Source organism: Devosia sp. Micro-HW1 (assembly GCF_056341075.1).
The window spans coordinates 1,674,757-1,690,419 of sequence record NZ_CP094375.1 but is presented as its reverse complement, the minus strand read 5'-3'; the positions used below and the strand labels follow the sequence as shown (position 1 = coordinate 1,690,419).

Sequence of the window (15,663 nt, the reverse complement as noted above, 5' to 3'; positions counted from 1 at the left end):
TCAATCCGTACGGGCGGCGGTGCGTGGCGCAAAGCGCGCCAGGAGCTGGATCATGCCCATGGCCCCCCAGGTGATGATGAAGGAGATAATGGCGAGGGCCGAGGGTTCGTAGGCGCGATTGGCGCCGACGATCTGCAGGTATGGCCCGAAACCCGGCCGGTTGAGCAGGCTGGTGATGGTGAATTCGCCGATGACGATAGCGAAGGTCAGGAAGGCGCCAGAGAGCACGGCTACGAGGATATTGGGCAGGATGACTGACGCGATGATGTGGGGCGTTTCGGCACCCATGATCTGCGCAGCTTCGGTGAGGGTCTTGATGTCGATGGCGCGCATACCGGTATCGACGGCGCGATACATGTAGGGCAGCGCCAGGGTGACATAGGCGCAGATGAGAAGGATATCGGTCCCGAGCGCCGAGCCGGTGAAGGGGATGATCGAGGAGGAGTTGTAGAGGCGGATATAGCCGTAAACGAGCACGATAGCCGGAATGATCAGCGGCAGCAGGGTGATGAATTCCATCAGGGGCCGGAGATGCGGCAGGCGCAGACGCACGAAATAGACTGCCGGCACCACGACGAACACGCCAACGACGATGGCGAGGGCTCCGATCAGTGTCGAATAGAGGAAGGTCGCCTGGAAACCGGGATCGGAGAAGACCGAGACATAGCTGTCGAAGCTATAATACCCACGCCGCATCTTGAGCGAGAACTCGAAGGTGGCGATCAGCGGCACGAGGAAATAGGCGGCGCCCAGTGCAAAGACCAGCCAGGCCCAGAACCTGTTGGATTTCATCGCATCCACCTTTCTGATCGGGCCGAGATGACGAGGTAGATGATGTTCGCGGTGGCAGTAATGACGATCATTCCCAAAGCCAGGGCCGCGCCGAGGCCGGGATTTTGCAGGGCATCGCCCCGGATCTGCGCATAGAGCAGGATGGGCACGATGTTGAGCGAGGAGCCGGTCAGCGCATAGGCTGTGGCGATGGCGCCGAAGGCATTGGCGAACAAGAGGCTCAGCGTGCCCAAGAAGCTGGGCCAGAGGATGGGGAAGCCGACATAGCGCCAGAACTGAAGCGACGTCGCGCCCAGGGTCTGTGCGGCTTCGCTCCATTCCTTCTTCAGCCCGTCGATGGCCGGGGCGATCATCAGGATCATCAGGGGGATCTGGAAGTAGAGATAGGTCAGGGTAAGGCCCCAGAAGGACAGGATGTTGAAGCCGGCCCTATAGATGTCGATGTCGAAGACGGTTTTCAGAATAATCGTGACAAGGCCCAGCCGTCCAAGTGTCGCGATGAAGGCAAAGGCCAGTGGCACGCCGGCAAAGTTGGAGGCGACCCCGGAAAAGGTCATGACCGCCGAGCGCAGGCCATCGGGCAGACGGCCGCGGATGATTGCGAGGGCGATGGCAAGACCGATCAGCGCGCCAAGTATGGCGGAGACACCGGAAATGCGGATGGAAATCCAGTACGCGGCGAGAATCTGCTCGGTGAATAGGCCGCCGATATTCTCAAGGGTGAAAGCGCCGTCGCGGCCGACAAAGGCGGCGCCCACGAGATAGAGCGTGGGCAGGACAAGGAACATCACGGCGAAGAGAACAAAGGGCGCCACGCCCAGCCATTCGAAGGACAGGCGGCGCTGGGGGCGGCTGGTGGTCGCGGCAACAGGGATGGCGGTGTCGGTCATGGCTCGCCCAAAGAGGAGGGGCCCGCCTCAGGCGAGCCCCGAGAGCGTTACTCGGAAATGTTGGCGCCGACGGTGGAGTCCCAACCGGCAGTGATCACTTCCTTGGCGGCGTTCTGCTGCTCGATGGTCGGGAACACGGCCTTGGCATAGGCTTCGGCGGGCGGCAGGGCGTCGAGCATTTCCTGCGGGATCTTGCCGGCTTCGGCCAAGGCGTTGAAACGGATCGGGTGGCAGTAGCCTTCGAGCCAGCCGAGCTGACCTTCGTCGGAATAGAGGTATTCCATCCAGAGCTTGGCAGCGTTCGGGTGCGGCGCATGGGCCGAGATGGCCTGCACATAGACGCCGGCAACGACGCCGCTAGCCGGGACGATGATCTCGGCCTGCGGATTGCCTTCAAAGCTGTCGCGCCAGGCGAGCAGGTTGTAGTCCCAGGCGATGAGGATTGGCGTGGTGCCCTGGGCAACCGAGGCGGCCTTGCCGATGACAGGAACAAAGTTGCCGGCGTCGTTGACGCCCTTGAAGAAGTCGAGGCCGGCCTGGGCCGCGCCTTCGTCCGAACCGGTCTGGGCGAGGCCAGCGGCATAGACGGACTGGATGGCCTGGGCCGAAGCACGCGGATCACCGGCGAGGGCGACGGCATTGGCATATTCCGGATTGGTCAGGTCGGACCAGTCGGAGGGCAGTGTGGTGACGAGATCGGTGTTCACCAGCATGGCCATGGCGCCGTAGTAGTCGCCGTACCAATAGCCTTCCTCGTCCTTGGCATCATCCGGGATTTCGTCCCAGGTCGAGACCTTGTAGGGCTGGAGGAGGCCTTCTTCCTTGGCCTGCGGGCCAAAGGCGAGGCCGATATCGAGGACGTCGGGAGCCTGCGGGCCGGTATTGCCGATATTGGCGCGGACGGCTTCCAGCTCGTCGGCCGAACCCGCATCGGGGTTCAGTTCATTGACGGTGATGCCCGGATACTTGGCCTTGAAGCCTTCGATGACCTTGCCATAGCCGCACCAGGAATGGGGCAGGGCGATGGTGGTCAGCATGCCCTCGGCCTTGGCGGCTTCGTAAAGGGCGTCGAGGTCGGTCTGGGCAAAAACCGGAGCGGCAAGGCTCAGCACGGTCAGCAGCGAAACCGAGGTGGTCAGTGCGGACTTGAAATTCGTCATGTGGGAAATCCCTCTGATGTCGATCGGGCGCCGGGAAAGCGCCTGACGGCAGCGGATTAGAGGGCGGTCATGTCACTCCGATAACGGATTGATGACACCAAGGCGACACTGATCAGGCACGCGTCCTAGCCGCGCGGGGCAGGCCCTGAACTTTCGCGCAGGACGAGTTCGACGGGCCAGAGTTCGTGGACGTCGGACTGCGCCTTGCCGGCGAGTATCTGGGTGATCAGCTCGGCTATGCGGCTGCCTGCCTGCCGGATGGACGAGCGGGTCGTCGACATGGAGGGGTACATGTTGTCGGCATTGAGATAGGGGAAGACGTCGTCATGAGCGATCATGGAGACGTCGGTGCCGAGCTGTAGTCCTGCCTGGCGGATGGCGCGGAAAACCCCAAGCGCGGTCATCATCGAGCCGGCGAGGAAGGCGGTGGGCCTCGGCCTCAGCTCCAGCATGGCCTGGGCTAGCCGGAAGGCGATTTCGTCGGTAAAGGCGGAATTGCTGAGCAGGGCCGGATCGGCAGGCACCCCGCGTGCCGTCAGGGCGGCGCGATAGCCGATCTCGCGATGTTCGGCGAAGGTACGGCCCTTGACGCCATTGAGCAGGGCAATACGGCGATGGCCCAGATCGAGCAGATGGCTGGTGGCACGTTCGAGAGCGCTGGTATTGTCGATATCGAGCCAAGCGACAGGACGGCCGATATTGGTGCGGCCATGCAGCACGAACGGGATTTTCAGGTCTGTCAGCAGCTCGGCCCGCTCGTCGCTGACCGTGGGTGAATGCAGAATGACGGCGTCGACCTTCTGGCTGGCTGCCAAACGTCGATAGGCGGCCAGTTCCTCCTGGTGGCTTCCGACGGTAGAGACCAGCATGTCGATTTCCTGGCCGGCCATGTAACTACCGACGCCCGAAAGAAATTCGGACATGTGCGGGCCCAGCTCGTCGGCGCCACGTAGCACGAGGCCAATGGCGCCCGCGCGTCCCGTGGCCAGGCGCAGGGCGCTGGCATTTGGGCGATAGCCAAGCTGGTTGGCTGCCTCGGCAACCCGGCGGCGCGTGGCCTCATTAACTTCCGGATAGCCGTTGAGGGCACGGCTCACCGTGGTTTGCGACAGGCCGAGATGCTCAGCGAGGTCTTTCAGTCTCATAGCGGCGATGCGGCCCGAATGGTGTGACGCGCCGGCGCTCCGCTGACGCAGGGGCGCGAAAAACCGGTCGTATCAGCCATTAGGGCAGGCGGCGCCGTTTGAACAGGGCTTACCGCCATTCTCCTCCCAAACCCATTCAAAGCGATTTCAAATTTTGATGCAAGAGGCGGAAATCGTTTCAAGTCGATGAGGTGCGTACGTCATCCCAGGAAATAGGAATTTTAACGATTGGTGTTGGTGTGCTTTGATAAGTAAATGAAATTACGACATTAAATCTCGATCATGCGGAAAATGTCTAAAAATCCCCTGGAGCGCCGCTTGACAGTTTTTCGGGGCTCTGGTTCTTTATCGTCCAAAGCGCTTTAAAACGAAACTGAATACCGGTTCCACAAAGCGCTTTTGAAGGGGGAGGAATCTTGGTCTGTCGCCTTGGCGCAGAACCATTGTGCACACCTCTCCCGTGACAGTTTTTTCGGGAGGATTTCCAATGAAGTTGAAGACGCTGCTCGTTTCGATGATGGCGAGCGTGACGCTGGTGGCCGGTGTGGCCCAGGCGGCCGAGCTGTCCATCGTGTCTGGCGACACCGGCACGGGCCTCGAATTCCTGCGCGGCCAGCTCGACAAGTTCGAGGCCGATACCGGTCACACCGTGACCATCGTTCCGATGCCCTCGTCCACGACCGACCAGTTCGGCCAGTACAGATTGTGGCTGGCAGCGGGCAATACTGACATCGACGTCTACCAGACCGACGTGATCTGGGCTCCACAGCTGGCGGACCAGTTCCTGGACCTCAGCGAAGCCGCCGCCGATGTCGTGGGCGAGCACTTCCCCTCGATCATCGAGTCGCAGACCGTGAACGGCAAGCTGGTTGCCCTTCCGGCCTTCACCGACGCCCCGGCGCTCTACTACCGCAAGGACCTGCTGGAAAAGTACAGCAAGGAAGTCCCGACCACCTGGGCCGAGCTCGAGGCGACCGCCAAGGAAATCATGGATGCCGAACGCGCCGAAGGCAATTCGGAGATGTGGGGCTTCCTGTTCCAGGGCAATGCCTATGAAGGCCTGACCTGTAATGCTCTAGAATGGATCAAGTCCTTTGGCGGCGGCCAGATCGTCGAGCCCGATGGGACGATCTCGGTCAACAACGAACAGGCCGCCATGGCTATCGACATGGTTGCTGGCTGGGTCGGCACCATCTCTCCTGAAGGCAACCTGGCCTATATGGAAGAAGAAAGCCGCGGCGTGTGGCAGCTGGGCAATGCCGTGTTCCACCGCAACTGGCCCTATGCCTACTCGCTGGGCAATGGCGCCGACTCGCCGATCGCCGGCAAGTTCGACGTCGCCCCGCTCCCGGCTGGCGAAGGCCCGGATGCGCGTTCGGCTGCAACCCTGGGCGGCTGGAACGTCGCCGTTTCCAAGTACTCGCCCGATCCGGACGCTGCCATCGAACTGGCGCTCTACCTGGCTTCGGCTGAAGTGCAGAAGGAACGCGCGCTGATGCAGTCCAACCTGCCCACGATCGAGGCGCTCTATGACGACGCCGATATCGCTGCGCAACAGCCGATCATCCCGAACTGGAAGGAAATCTTCCAGAACGCGGTGCCGCGTCCGTCCGCCCCGACTCAGGCTTCCTACAACGAGGTGTCCTCGCTGTTCTGGAGCGCCGTGCATGACACCCTGTCGGGCAACGGCTCGGCCGCCGAGAATCTCGAAATTCTCGAAGCCGACCTGACCGACCTCAAGGGCGACGCCTGGTAAGTCCTCCCAGGGGCCCGAATGCGAAGCGGGCGGCAGGAAATTTCCCGCCGTCCGCTTCGCGCAATAAAGAATCAGGAGCGTCGGGGAGAATACCGGATGGCGACCGAGACAATGGGTGCGACTTCAGTCGTGCCGAGACGTGGGATCAGATCGGAGCTGACGCAGCAACGCGCTCAGGCGGCCAGGCTGTTCCTGATCCCCATGCTGATTGCCCTGGCCATTGTGGCTGGCTGGCCGCTGCTGCGCTCGATCTGGTTTTCCTTCACCGATGCGTCGCTGAACGATCTGGAAGGCGCCGAGTGGATTGGTTTTGGCAATTACCTGCGCTGGCAGGTGCTTGAGAGTAGCGGAAGTATCCGTTGGCGCGGCCTGCTGGTCGACCCGGCCTGGTGGAATGCGGTGTGGAATACCGTGCGCTTCGCGTTCTGGTCAGTGCTTTGGGAGACTGTCCTGGGCATGATCGTGGCGCTGGTGCTCAATGCGGAATTCCGCGGGCGCGGTATTGTTCGCGCTGCCATTCTGATCCCATGGGCTATCCCCACCATCGTCTCCGCCCGCATGTGGGGCTGGATGCTCAACGACCAGTTCGGCATTCTCAACGACCTGGGTATGCGTCTGGGACTGCTGAGCGAGAAGGTCGCCTGGACCGCTTCGCCCGATACAGCGATGACGGCCGTGCTGATCGTGGATATCTGGAAGACCACGCCCTTCATGGCACTGCTGATCCTGGCCGGGCTGCAGATGATCCCCAAGGACATCTACGAGGCTGCCGAGATCGACGGCGTCCACCCGGTCAAGCAGTTCTTCAAGATCACGCTGCCGCTGGTGCGGCCGGCGCTGATGGTGGCGATCATCTTCCGCCTGCTCGACGCGCTGCGCATCTTCGACCTCATCTATGTGCTGACGCCCAATAGCGCAGCGACCAAGACGATGAGCGTGCTGGCGCGTGAGAATCTCTTCGACTTCGACAAGTTCGCCTATGGCTCGGCCATGTCGACCTTGCTGTTCCTGATCATTGCGGCCCTGACCATCCTCTATATCTGGCTCGGGCGCGTACGGTTCGACGGGGGAGACCGCTGATGACCGCGTCATTCGATCTTTGGAAATTCACCAAGTGGGTGCTGTTCTACCTTTTGGTGGCCGTCATCGTGGTGGTCAGCGTCTTCCCGTTCTATTACGCGGTGCTGACCAGCTTCAAATCCGGCACGGCGCTGTTCCAGGTCAATTACTGGCCAACCTCTTTCTCTCTGAACAATTACTGGAACGTGCTCAATACCGGCAGCTTCCCGCGCAACCTCTTGAACTCGATCTTCGTGTCATCGGTTACGGTGCTATTGGCCCTGTTCATCGCCATCACCGCCAGCTTTGCGCTGAGCCGCGTTCGGTTCCGCGGCCGGGGCCTCCTGCTGATGACTATTCTCGGGATTTCTATGTTCCCGCAGATGGCAGTGCTGGCCGGCCTGTTCGAGCTGATCCGCTTCATGGGCATCTACAATACGCCCTGGGCGCTGATCTTCTCCTACACGATCTTCACGCTGCCCTTCACAGTCTGGGTGCTGACAACGTTCATGCGCGACCTGCCGGTAGAAATCGAGGAAGCGGCCATTGTCGACGGCGCATCGCCCTGGGTGATCATCACGCGTGTGTTCATGCCGCTGATGTGGCCGGCGCTGGTGACGACGGGTCTGCTCGCTTTTATCGGCGCCTGGAACGAGTTCCTGTTTGCGCTGACCTTCACCTCGAGCAACGAGACCCGCACTGTGCCTGTGGCCATCGCGCTGCTCTCGGGCAGTACGCAATATGAAATCCCTTGGGGCAATATCATGGCTGCGTCGGTGATCGTCACCGTGCCGCTGGTGATCCTCGTGCTCGTTTTCCAACGCAAGATTGTATCTGGTCTGACTGCCGGCGGCGTCAAAGGCTAAGGAGAAACAAAAATGGCTGCGATTGAACTTCGCAACGTCCGCAAAGCCTTTGGCATGGTCGAGGTCATCAAGGGCGTAGACCTGGAAGTGCGCAAGGGCGAGTTCATGGTCTTTGTCGGCCCCTCGGGCTGCGGCAAGTCCACCCTCCTGCGCCTGATTTCGGGCCTTGAGGACATCACGTCGGGCGAAATGCTGTTTGATGGCAAGGTGGTCAACACGCTGGCCCCGTCCAAGCGCGGCATTGCCATGGTGTTCCAGTCCTATGCCCTCTACCCGCATATGACGGTCTACGAGAACATGGCCTTCGGTCTGACGCTCGAAAAGGGCAAGGACAAGGAAGAAATCCGCAAGCGCGTCGAGAAGGCCGCGGACATGCTGCAGATCCGTCAGTATCTGGATCGCCTGCCCAAGCAGCTGTCGGGCGGCCAGCGCCAGCGCGTTGCCATCGGTCGCGCCATTACCCGCGATCCCAAGGTCTTCCTGTTCGACGAGCCGCTCTCCAACCTCGACGCGGCCCTGCGCGTGGCCACGCGCATCGAGATCGCCAAACTCCATGAGGGCATGCACGACACGACCATGATCTATGTGACGCACGACCAGGTGGAGGCCATGACGCTGGCCGACCGCATCTGCGTGTTGCGCGATGGGCTGGTGGAGCAGGTGGGCACGCCCATGGAACTCTACGAGAAACCGGACAGCTTATTCGTAGCCGGCTTCATCGGGTCCCCGAAGATGAATTTCATCGCCGGCGACAAGGCCACCGCCTTCACCTGCACCACGCTGGGTGTGCGCGGCGAGCATTTGGAAATCAAGCCTGATGGCATCTGGGAGGGGACGGTGATTCATACCGAAAACCTGGGCGCCGACACCTATGTCTATCTCGAAATGGGCCAGGAAGAGCCGGTTGTGGTGCGGATCGAGGGGGCGGCGGAATATCAGAGCGGCACCGTGCTCCGCGTCTCGCCGCTGGCAGACAAGGTCCATCGGTTCAACGAAGCGGGCACCCCGATCCGCTAAGCCCATCACGATCAGGCGGCGGCCATCTGGTCGCCCCTTTTTCCAGCACATTCGTCCTGACCGGGAACCTGTTGCGCGAGCAGGTTCGCGCTTTCGCAAGGACGAAGCGAAGTGTAAACAGCGGCATTCCTCCCCCTTGCCGCTCTAGCAGGAGACTTACTATGCCGATCCGTACCCTGGTCTGGGGCGAAAACGTCCACGAGCAGAAGAACAAGGTGGTTGCCGAAAACTACCCGAACGGTATGCACAACCAGATTGCCAAATTGTTGTCCGAAGACAGCAATCTGTCGGTCAAGACCACGACGCTGCAGGATCCCGAACATGGTTGCACCGAAGAGGCGCTTGCCAATACCGACGTGCTGATCTGGTGGGGCCACGCAGCGCATGACAAGGTCGACGATGTCGTCGTCAAGCGCGTCATGGAACATGTCTGGCAGGGCATGGGGCTGATCGTGCTGCATTCTGGCCATCACTCCAAGGTTTTCAAGGGCTTGATGGGCTCCCCGGCCAACCTGCACTGGCGCGAAGCCGGCGAGCGCGAGCGTCTGTGGGTGGTCAATCCGGGCCATCCCATCGCCAAGGGGCTCGGGCCGTATTTCGAGCTCGAATATGAAGAAATGTATGGCGAGCCCTTCAGCGTCCCGGAGCCGTTGGAAACCGTTTTTGTGTCGTGGTTTCAAGGGGGTGAGGTGTTCCGCTCGGGCCTGACCTATCGTCGTGGCGCCGGCAATATCTTCTACTTCCGCCCCGGCCATGAAACCTATCCGACCTACCACGATGCCAATGTGGGCCTCGTGCTCCGCAACGCCGTCAACTGGGCCTGTAACGGCGACCGGCACGCGCATTTGATGAAGGCGCCGAATACGCCGGTGGGTGAGGCGATCGAGAAGATCGAAGAGCGTGGGGCCAAGCTCAGTTCGGCTGACCATGCGGGGCAAGTGAAAGAATAGTCACGCATCCAGGCCGGCATTTCCCGGCCTGGGTCCCGGACCCGTCGGATGAACGGAAAAACGCCACTAAACGTGGCCGATGAACAACGAAGAAAAAGCCGGGGCGTCGATCGCAGTCTTGCGCAGGCGACCCGGCATTAAAAACGGGCCAAGGCCCAGGGAATAAGAACATGCGGATCCTCATTCTGGGAACCGGTGGCATGGCCAATACTCATGCCAAGCATTTTTCGGCCATCGAGGGCGTGACCCTGGCGGGTGGTGTCGACGTCGATCCGGCGCGGGTCGAGGCGTTCTGTGCCGCGCACAATATCGAGCGCGGCTTTGGCTCGCTCGATGCGGCCCTGGCTTGGGGCGAATTCGACGCCGTAGCCAATGTGACGCCCGACAGCGTACACTATCCCACGACCATGGCGGCGCTGGCTGCGGGCAAGCATGTGTTCTGCGAAAAGCCGCTGGCAACGGATCATGCGCGCGCCATGGAAATGACCGAGGCGGCCGAGCGGCTTGGCCTGGTCAATATGGTCAACCTTACATATCGCAACGTGTCGCAGCTCCAGAAGGCACGCGAAATCGTGCAGTCCGGGCAGGTGGGCACAGTCAAGCATTTCGAGGCGAGCTATCTACAGAGCTGGCTGGTCAGCAAGGCCTGGGGCGACTGGCGCACGGAAAGCCAGTGGCTGTGGCGCCTGTCCAAGAAGCACGGATCCAACGGCGTGCTCGGTGATATCGGCGTGCATATCCTCGACTTTGCGGCCTATGGCGCGGGCAGCGATTTTTCCGATGTGTTCTGTCGCCTGCACACTTTCGAAAAAGCCGAGAACAACCGCATCGGCGAATATGACCTCGACGCCAATGACAGCTTCGCCATGACGGCGCAGCTCGAAAACGGCGCGCTGGGCGTGATCCATGCGACGCGCTGGGCAACCGGCCACTTCAACGAGTTGCGCCTCAGGATCTACGGCGAAAAGGGCTCGGTGGAAGTGCAGCACCGTCATGACTGGAGCAAGCTGTTTACCTGCCTTGGCGACGATATCGAAACCGGTACCTGGACCGAAGTGCCGGTCGATGCGGTGCCGACCAATTATCAGCGCTTCGTTGATGCCTGCCGGGCAGGCCAGAATCTCGAACCAAGCTTCCGCCATGCCACCAATATCCAGAAGGTGCTTGACCTGGCGACAGTGACGGACCGCGAGCGGGCCGAGCATCGGGTGTAGGCCGGACCTTCCGCGCAAACAAAAAGCCGGACCCAAAGGGTCCGGCTTTTTTGCGTCCAACCGAAGCCGGGCGTTAGTCCTGGCTGTTGGTGTAGATCACCACCGAGCCATCCTGGTCATTGCTCAGCGCAATCACGTCGGACACGTCGATTGCGTTGCCGCTCAAGAAGCCGGTCAGGGCTTCATTGCCATTGATGGCATCCTGAAGGGCGGTGATGTTGCTGGCATTGCCATTGAGCGCGTCGTTCAGGGCATTGGCGTCGAAATTTGCGATATCTGCGACATCGACGACATCAACATTACCCACATCAGAAATGTCGCTGACATCGGCATTACCGGCCTCGATCATCGAGAGCAATTCGTCGAAATCGGCAACATCGCTGATGTTACCAGTATCGCCTACCGAGTTGGTCACATCCCCCACCGAACCCGAGGCGTCTCCGCCGACATCGCCGGAATTGGTCACGCCTCCAACGGCAGAATCAACGCCATCAACAGTAGAGTCGACGGTATCGTTCAGGGTGTCGACGGTGCTGTCCAGCGTATCTGTTACCCCGTCAATGGTATCGTTGAGGAGATTGTTGTCCTCGCTGTCCTGCGCAATAGCAGCAGCAGAAGTCAAAGTCAGTGCAGCAACAGAAGTCAGTAGAATTTTCTGGATATAACGCATTGTCTTATACTCCAAGATTGATTTTTTTTATTAAACCTCGAAAGGTTCGAGGAGATAATCCAATTGAAACTGGATCGTTCCGTCGCAAATTAAAGCGTGATCGCGGATCTTGCTGCAAGAATATTGCGGAGAAAACTCGGGTGCGGCGGGGCTTTAGCGTGTCATGGCATGGTCCACGATCACGGCGTCGTTATTGATCGTGATCGAAACCATATCGACTGGGTCAATGCCGGCGCGCGCCAGCCACTGGATCAGTCGAGGCTCCGTAGCAAGCGCCAGAGCGTGGCCGCGGGGGAGTGTACACATGGCCTGCCGGGAGAGAATCGGAAGACCGCGATCGAGAGCTCGTGTCAGCTCATTGAGGTGATGAGGGAGTGTGCGGAACAGGGCTGACCGGATACGGTACCTCCGCGTGCCGGGCCGGGGATACCAGCTGCAGGAGCGAGCCCGTCGGGAGGCTGGGCGGGAACATTTCGTGATGACGCCTTGTCGCCTACCGGACCGGAGGGCGCTCCGAGATCGATGCTGACGTCGTTGATCGTCACAGCTGCGTTGCCCCCGACGTGGTCGTCGTCGCGACCGAGGGACATGGAACCAGAGCTTTCGACGCCGACCGAAACGGCGCTGTCCAACAAATCCAGACTCTGGACCTGTGCTCCATCACCTTCAATGGCGGGATTAATTTCCTGGGCATTGGCGGGTAGAGCCAGGCCGAGCAGGACAGTGGCAATCATGGGGATTTTCATTGACCTCTCCTCATTGATGGCCCAACGGGTCCGATGAGGGACGGTTCAATCAATCCTGCGGGCGGCTCAAAATAGGTGGCTCGTATTGCAACCCACCGGACCCATTCCAACTTATCCTGCAAAACAACAGGAGCGTCGGCATGAGTATTATCTGGGCCATTGTCATCGGCTTTTTCGCCGGACTGATCGCCAAATGGATTACACCGGGGGACAACAAGCCTTCGGGCTTCATCCTCACCACAGTGTTGGGGATCATCGGGTCGGTCGTGGCGACATGGCTCGGTCAGGCCATCGGCTGGTACGGCCCCGGAGACGGAGCGGGTTTCATCGCCTCGATCGTCGGTGCGGTGATTATCCTCCTGGCCTGGGGGCAGTTGGCGCGCCGGGCGTAAACTGAGGAAAGTGGAAAGAAAAAGGGCGCCCAGCGGGCGCCCTTCGCTTGTCTGGAAACCAGACTCCTACTCGAGGATGGTGATGCGGCCATCGGTATAGGGCGTGTATTCGCCACCCAATTCGGCAATGTAATCTGCCAGGACCTGCTCCAGCGGCGGGCCGAAGTCGTAGGGATTGTCGCCTTCGGCGAAGGTGCCATAGCCGTCGCCGCCGCCACGCATGTAGTTGTTGGTGACGATCTTGTAGGTGGCTTCTTCATCGATCGGGGCCCAGGCATCGCCCCCCACCAGCACCTGCACATCGCTGATGCGTTCGCCAGCGGGGTTGGCCAGGGTATAGCTGTATTTGAGGCCCGCGACCTGCGGGAAGCGACCAGCACCGTTCTCGATGTCGGACACGCCGTTCTCGAGCGCATCGATCACATCGGCGCCGGAGATTTCGACAGTGGCAAGCGTGTTGGAGAAGGGCAGGACGGTCAGCACTTCACCCATGGTGATTTCACCGGCGTCGATGGAGGCGCGCAGGCCCCCGCCATTCTGGATGGCGATGGTGGCGCCCTGGTCGGCCACGCGGTCGAGCATGGCGTCGGCAACAAGGTTGCCCATGGAGCATTCCTCGACGCGGCAGACTTCGCGGCTGCCTTCAATGGCCTCGGTGGAGGTGCCGATGACTTCGGCCATCAGTTCCTGCAGCGGGGCTTCGCGTTCGGCCAGGAGCGCCGCGAATTCGGCATTGGGTTCGACCGAAGCATCGATAAGGATCGGCGCGCCTTCGGCGGAAATGACATTGCCTTCATCGTCCCAGGTGACCGTGAGATCGCCCAGATACTTGGCGTATGCGCCGGCGGTAACGACAGGGACTTCCTTACCATCGGGATTGTTGACCAGCGTCGGGTAGGGACCTGCCGCCGCTTCGTCGGTATTGGACAGAAGCGTGTGCGAGTGGCCGCCGACGATGACGTCGATGCCAGGGACATTGGCGGCGATTTCCAGATCCTGGGCGTAGCCGACATGGGTGAGGGCGATGATCTTGTTGACGCCGGCAGAGGTCAGGGCGTCGACCTGGGTGCGCAGGCTGGTGATCGTGTCCTCGAATTCGACATTTTCGCCGGGGGATGAGGTTTCGTCGGTGTCTTCGGCCAGGGCCGATACGAAACCGATCTTCTCGCCGCCGATTTCGAGCACATGGGTGCCCTCGAACTTACCTGCCAGCAGCGGCTCGTTGGTGACATTGGTATTGCCCGAGATGATCGGGAATTCGATTGCGTCGATGAACTTGGCCAGCTCTTCCGGCCCGTCGTCGAATTCATGGTTGCCGACAGCCATCAGCTCGATGCCAAGCAGGTTGGCAAATTCGGAAATAATTTCGCTGCGGTATTCGGTGTAGAACAGGGAACCCTGGAACTGGTCGCCGGCATCCAGGAGGACGACATTTTCGCCTTCGACGGCGGCGCGGGCGGTGTCGATCGCGGTCTTGAGGCGGGCAACGCCACCAAAACATTCACCGGCGGCATCGGTTTCCGCATCGCAGTTGGAATCGGAGCTGGTGATTGGCCCGAAACGGGAGTGGAAGTCGTTGATGTGCAGGATGTTCAACGTGTAGTCGGCGTGAGCCGCAGTCGAGAAACCTGCGCATAGCGTGAGCGCGGTAGCGCCCAGAAGAATATTCTTCATCCCTGTTGTCCCTTTTGCATATTGCATTCGACGTTTCCCATCGCCGGCACACGCGTTTCGCGGCCAGCCGACAGCGCCGGGAACAGTTAATCAGGGAATTATGACAGTGAAAAGTGGACCTTTTGGTCAAATATGACAGCTGTATGACACTGTGATCGCCGGGGATGTAAACACGGTTGCAACAGTTGGACGCTATGGTCGTTGTGAAATTGGTGTTGCCGGATCGAGTGTTCATGAGTGCCGCCCTGGAAAGCCTGATGCGGGATCCACCCGGAGTGAAGCCTGCGGATCAGTCGCGCGGGGGGATCATCTTCTTCGTCTTGATCGGTAGCGGGGCGGCGCTTTGCTACGTGCTCGTCTCCACTCTCATGGTTGGCCTGCTGCCCTTGGCGGATGCCTGGATCGTCAGTTCGGCCTGCTATGCCGGCTTTGTCGTGCCAGTCTACCTGCTGCATCGCCGGTTCACTTTTGCCTCGGATGCGTCGCATTGGCAGGCGCTGCCGCGCTACGTCGCGGTGCAGATGATGGCCGTGCTGCTGGCCACGCTTTTTGGCTACGTTTTCCACGGCACCTTGGCCTTGCCCAGTTTTCCGGCGGCGGTGCTGGTGACGGCGCTGACCTCGGGGATCAACTTTGTCGTGCTCAGGAGCTGGGCCTTCGCCTTCGAGCGGTCATTCGAGACCGCGACGGCATGAACCAGACCAATCGGGGCAAGCAGGCACTCAATGCGGTGCATGGCGCGCTGATTTTTCGACGGCGGGTTTCGGCCCTGGCCGATGCATTGGCATCCACCATTCCGGCCGGACAAGGCCATGTGCTGGACCTTGGATGTGGCGATGGGCAGGTGGCGGTGGCGCTGATGGCGCGACGACCGGACCTGAGGGTCGAAGGCGCAGATGTTCTGAAGCGACCGCTGACCCATATTCCGGTCACCCTTTATGATGGCGTGGCTCTGCCCTTTGCCGATGGCAGCTTTGACCACGTGACCATTGTCGATGTGCTGCATCACACCGATGACCCGGCGGCAGTGCTCGCTGAGGCGGCGCGCGTGGCCAGGGTCGGCGTCGTGGTCAAGGACCATCTGCGCGAGGGGTGGCTCGCCGGCCCGGTGCTGCGGGCCATGGACTGGGTGGGCAATCGCGGCCACGATGTGCGGCTTCCATACAACTATCTCGATGCCGACGAGTGGCAGGACCTGTTTCTGAAAACGGGGCTCATCGAGGGGCAACGCACTGAAAATATTGGTCTTTACCCGGCTCCGCTGAGCTGGGTGTTCGAGCGGCGGCTGCATTTCGTGACCAGATTGCAGGGTGCCAAACGCATCTGACGGCT

Annotated in this window: 17 protein-coding genes; 9 read left to right on the top strand and 8 right to left on the bottom strand. The window is 60.6% G+C overall.

Annotated features, from left to right (window positions below; translation table 11 throughout):
- From MQW79_RS08070 to MQW79_RS08055, 4 genes are all read right to left on the bottom strand, one after another.
- The gene (locus MQW79_RS08070) at positions 1–792 is read right to left on the bottom strand and encodes an ABC transporter permease (RefSeq protein WP_476587886.1); all 792 of its coding nucleotides are present in this window, start codon (positions 790–792) and stop codon (positions 1–3) included.
- Entirely contained in the window at positions 789–1,682 is an 894-nt protein-coding gene (locus MQW79_RS08065; RefSeq protein WP_476587884.1) for an ABC transporter permease, read from the bottom strand. Before MQW79_RS08065 ends, MQW79_RS08070 begins: the two co-directional genes overlap by 4 nt.
- A 47-nt stretch (positions 1,683–1,729) precedes the next feature.
- Entirely contained in the window at positions 1,730–2,842 is a 1,113-nt protein-coding gene (locus MQW79_RS08060) for an ABC transporter substrate-binding protein (RefSeq protein WP_476587883.1), read from the bottom strand.
- 125 nt (positions 2,843–2,967) lie between these two features.
- A complete protein-coding gene (locus MQW79_RS08055; RefSeq protein WP_476587882.1) occupies positions 2,968–3,987 on the bottom strand; it encodes a LacI family DNA-binding transcriptional regulator in 1,020 nt (339 codons plus the stop codon).
- A 487-nt stretch (positions 3,988–4,474) separates the two neighbouring features.
- Here MQW79_RS08055 and MQW79_RS08050 point away from each other — a divergent pair, with 487 nt between their 5' ends.
- The 6 genes from MQW79_RS08050 to MQW79_RS08025 all read left to right on the top strand — a co-directional run bounded on the left by MQW79_RS08050 (position 4,475) and on the right by MQW79_RS08025 (position 10,849).
- The gene (locus MQW79_RS08050; RefSeq protein WP_476587881.1) at positions 4,475–5,743 is read left to right on the top strand and encodes an ABC transporter substrate-binding protein; all 1,269 of its coding nucleotides are present in this window, start codon (positions 4,475–4,477) and stop codon (positions 5,741–5,743) included.
- A 201-nt stretch (positions 5,744–5,944) separates the two neighbouring features.
- Positions 5,945–6,823 (top strand): carbohydrate ABC transporter permease, encoded by an 879-nt coding sequence (locus MQW79_RS08045; protein WP_476588203.1) that lies wholly within the window; start codon positions 5,945–5,947, stop codon positions 6,821–6,823.
- A complete protein-coding gene (locus tag MQW79_RS08040; RefSeq protein ID WP_476587880.1) occupies positions 6,823–7,668 on the top strand; it encodes a carbohydrate ABC transporter permease in 846 nt (281 codons plus the stop codon). The genes MQW79_RS08045 and MQW79_RS08040 overlap by 1 nt, the downstream gene beginning before the upstream one ends.
- 12 nt (positions 7,669–7,680) lie before the next feature.
- Entirely contained in the window at positions 7,681–8,685 is a 1,005-nt protein-coding gene (locus tag MQW79_RS08035) for an ABC transporter ATP-binding protein (RefSeq protein WP_476587879.1), read from the top strand.
- 161 nt (positions 8,686–8,846) lie between these two features.
- Entirely contained in the window at positions 8,847–9,635 is a 789-nt protein-coding gene (locus tag MQW79_RS08030) for a ThuA domain-containing protein (protein ID WP_476587878.1), read from the top strand.
- Between the two features lie 170 nt (positions 9,636–9,805).
- Entirely contained in the window at positions 9,806–10,849 is a 1,044-nt protein-coding gene (locus tag MQW79_RS08025) for a Gfo/Idh/MocA family protein (protein WP_476587877.1), read from the top strand.
- A 73-nt stretch (positions 10,850–10,922) separates the two neighbouring features.
- Here MQW79_RS08025 and MQW79_RS08020 read toward each other — a convergent pair whose 3' ends face one another.
- The 3 genes from MQW79_RS08020 to MQW79_RS08010 all read right to left on the bottom strand — a co-directional run bounded on the left by MQW79_RS08020 (position 10,923) and on the right by MQW79_RS08010 (position 12,265).
- A complete protein-coding gene (locus MQW79_RS08020; RefSeq protein WP_476587875.1) occupies positions 10,923–11,519 on the bottom strand; it encodes a hypothetical protein in 597 nt (198 codons plus the stop codon).
- A gap of 153 nt (positions 11,520–11,672) precedes the next feature.
- On the bottom strand, positions 11,673–11,825 hold the full coding sequence (locus MQW79_RS08015; RefSeq protein ID WP_476587874.1) for a hypothetical protein: 153 nt from the start codon (positions 11,823–11,825) through the stop codon (positions 11,673–11,675).
- Between the two features lie 44 nt (positions 11,826–11,869).
- Positions 11,870–12,265, bottom strand: a complete 396-nt coding sequence (locus tag MQW79_RS08010; protein ID WP_476587873.1) for a hypothetical protein — start codon at positions 12,263–12,265, stop codon at positions 11,870–11,872.
- 140 nt (positions 12,266–12,405) lie between these two features.
- Between MQW79_RS08010 and MQW79_RS08005 the strand changes: the two genes are divergently transcribed.
- Positions 12,406–12,657: a GlsB/YeaQ/YmgE family stress response membrane protein gene (locus MQW79_RS08005; protein ID WP_476587872.1), complete on the top strand. Its 252-nt coding sequence runs from the start codon at positions 12,406–12,408 to the stop codon at positions 12,655–12,657.
- Positions 12,658–12,723: 66 nt separating this feature from the next.
- Here the strand turns inward: MQW79_RS08005 and MQW79_RS08000 are convergent, their stop codons facing one another.
- Positions 12,724–14,331, bottom strand: coding sequence for a bifunctional metallophosphatase/5'-nucleotidase (locus MQW79_RS08000; RefSeq protein ID WP_476587870.1), 1,608 nt, complete (start codon positions 14,329–14,331; stop codon positions 12,724–12,726).
- A 233-nt stretch (positions 14,332–14,564) separates the two neighbouring features.
- On the opposite strand from MQW79_RS08000, the gene MQW79_RS07995 reads away from it, so the two are divergent.
- Complete coding sequence (locus MQW79_RS07995) at positions 14,565–15,026, top strand: GtrA family protein (RefSeq protein WP_476587869.1); 462 nt, start codon at positions 14,565–14,567, stop codon at positions 15,024–15,026.
- Positions 15,023–15,658, top strand: a complete 636-nt coding sequence (locus MQW79_RS07990; protein WP_476587867.1) for a class I SAM-dependent methyltransferase — start codon at positions 15,023–15,025, stop codon at positions 15,656–15,658. Before MQW79_RS07995 ends, MQW79_RS07990 begins: the two co-directional genes overlap by 4 nt.
- The last annotated feature ends 5 nt before the right edge of the window (positions 15,659–15,663 follow it).

Excerpts from the sequence above, each read along its gene's own strand:
- MQW79_RS08020 (WP_476587875.1), bottom strand. The coding sequence starts at position 11,519 with ATGCGTTATATCCAGAAAATTCTACTGACTTCTGTTGCTGCACTGACT.
- MQW79_RS08040 (WP_476587880.1), top strand. The coding sequence starts at position 6,823 with ATGACCGCGTCATTCGATCTTTGGAAATTCACCAAGTGGGTGCTGTTC.
- MQW79_RS07995 (WP_476587869.1), top strand. The coding sequence starts at position 14,565 with ATGAGTGCCGCCCTGGAAAGCCTGATGCGGGATCCACCCGGAGTGAAG.
- MQW79_RS08050 (WP_476587881.1), top strand. The coding sequence starts at position 4,475 with ATGAAGTTGAAGACGCTGCTCGTTTCGATGATGGCGAGCGTGACGCTG.
- MQW79_RS08010 (WP_476587873.1), bottom strand. The coding sequence starts at position 12,265 with ATGAAAATCCCCATGATTGCCACTGTCCTGCTCGGCCTGGCTCTACCC.
- MQW79_RS08070 (WP_476587886.1), bottom strand. The coding sequence starts at position 792 with ATGAAATCCAACAGGTTCTGGGCCTGGCTGGTCTTTGCACTGGGCGCC.
- MQW79_RS08055 (WP_476587882.1), bottom strand. The coding sequence starts at position 3,987 with ATGAGACTGAAAGACCTCGCTGAGCATCTCGGCCTGTCGCAAACCACG.
- MQW79_RS08015 (WP_476587874.1), bottom strand. The coding sequence starts at position 11,825 with ATGTGTACACTCCCCCGCGGCCACGCTCTGGCGCTTGCTACGGAGCCT.
- MQW79_RS08060 (WP_476587883.1), bottom strand. The coding sequence starts at position 2,842 with ATGACGAATTTCAAGTCCGCACTGACCACCTCGGTTTCGCTGCTGACC.
- MQW79_RS08030 (WP_476587878.1), top strand. The coding sequence starts at position 8,847 with ATGCCGATCCGTACCCTGGTCTGGGGCGAAAACGTCCACGAGCAGAAG.
- MQW79_RS08045 (WP_476588203.1), top strand. The coding sequence starts at position 5,945 with ATGCTGATTGCCCTGGCCATTGTGGCTGGCTGGCCGCTGCTGCGCTCG.
- MQW79_RS08005 (WP_476587872.1), top strand. The coding sequence starts at position 12,406 with ATGAGTATTATCTGGGCCATTGTCATCGGCTTTTTCGCCGGACTGATC.
- MQW79_RS08025 (WP_476587877.1), top strand. The coding sequence starts at position 9,806 with ATGCGGATCCTCATTCTGGGAACCGGTGGCATGGCCAATACTCATGCC.
- MQW79_RS07990 (WP_476587867.1), top strand. The coding sequence starts at position 15,023 with ATGAACCAGACCAATCGGGGCAAGCAGGCACTCAATGCGGTGCATGGC.
- MQW79_RS08035 (WP_476587879.1), top strand. The coding sequence starts at position 7,681 with ATGGCTGCGATTGAACTTCGCAACGTCCGCAAAGCCTTTGGCATGGTC.
- MQW79_RS08000 (WP_476587870.1), bottom strand. The coding sequence starts at position 14,331 with ATGAAGAATATTCTTCTGGGCGCTACCGCGCTCACGCTATGCGCAGGT.
- MQW79_RS08065 (WP_476587884.1), bottom strand. The coding sequence starts at position 1,682 with ATGACCGACACCGCCATCCCTGTTGCCGCGACCACCAGCCGCCCCCAG.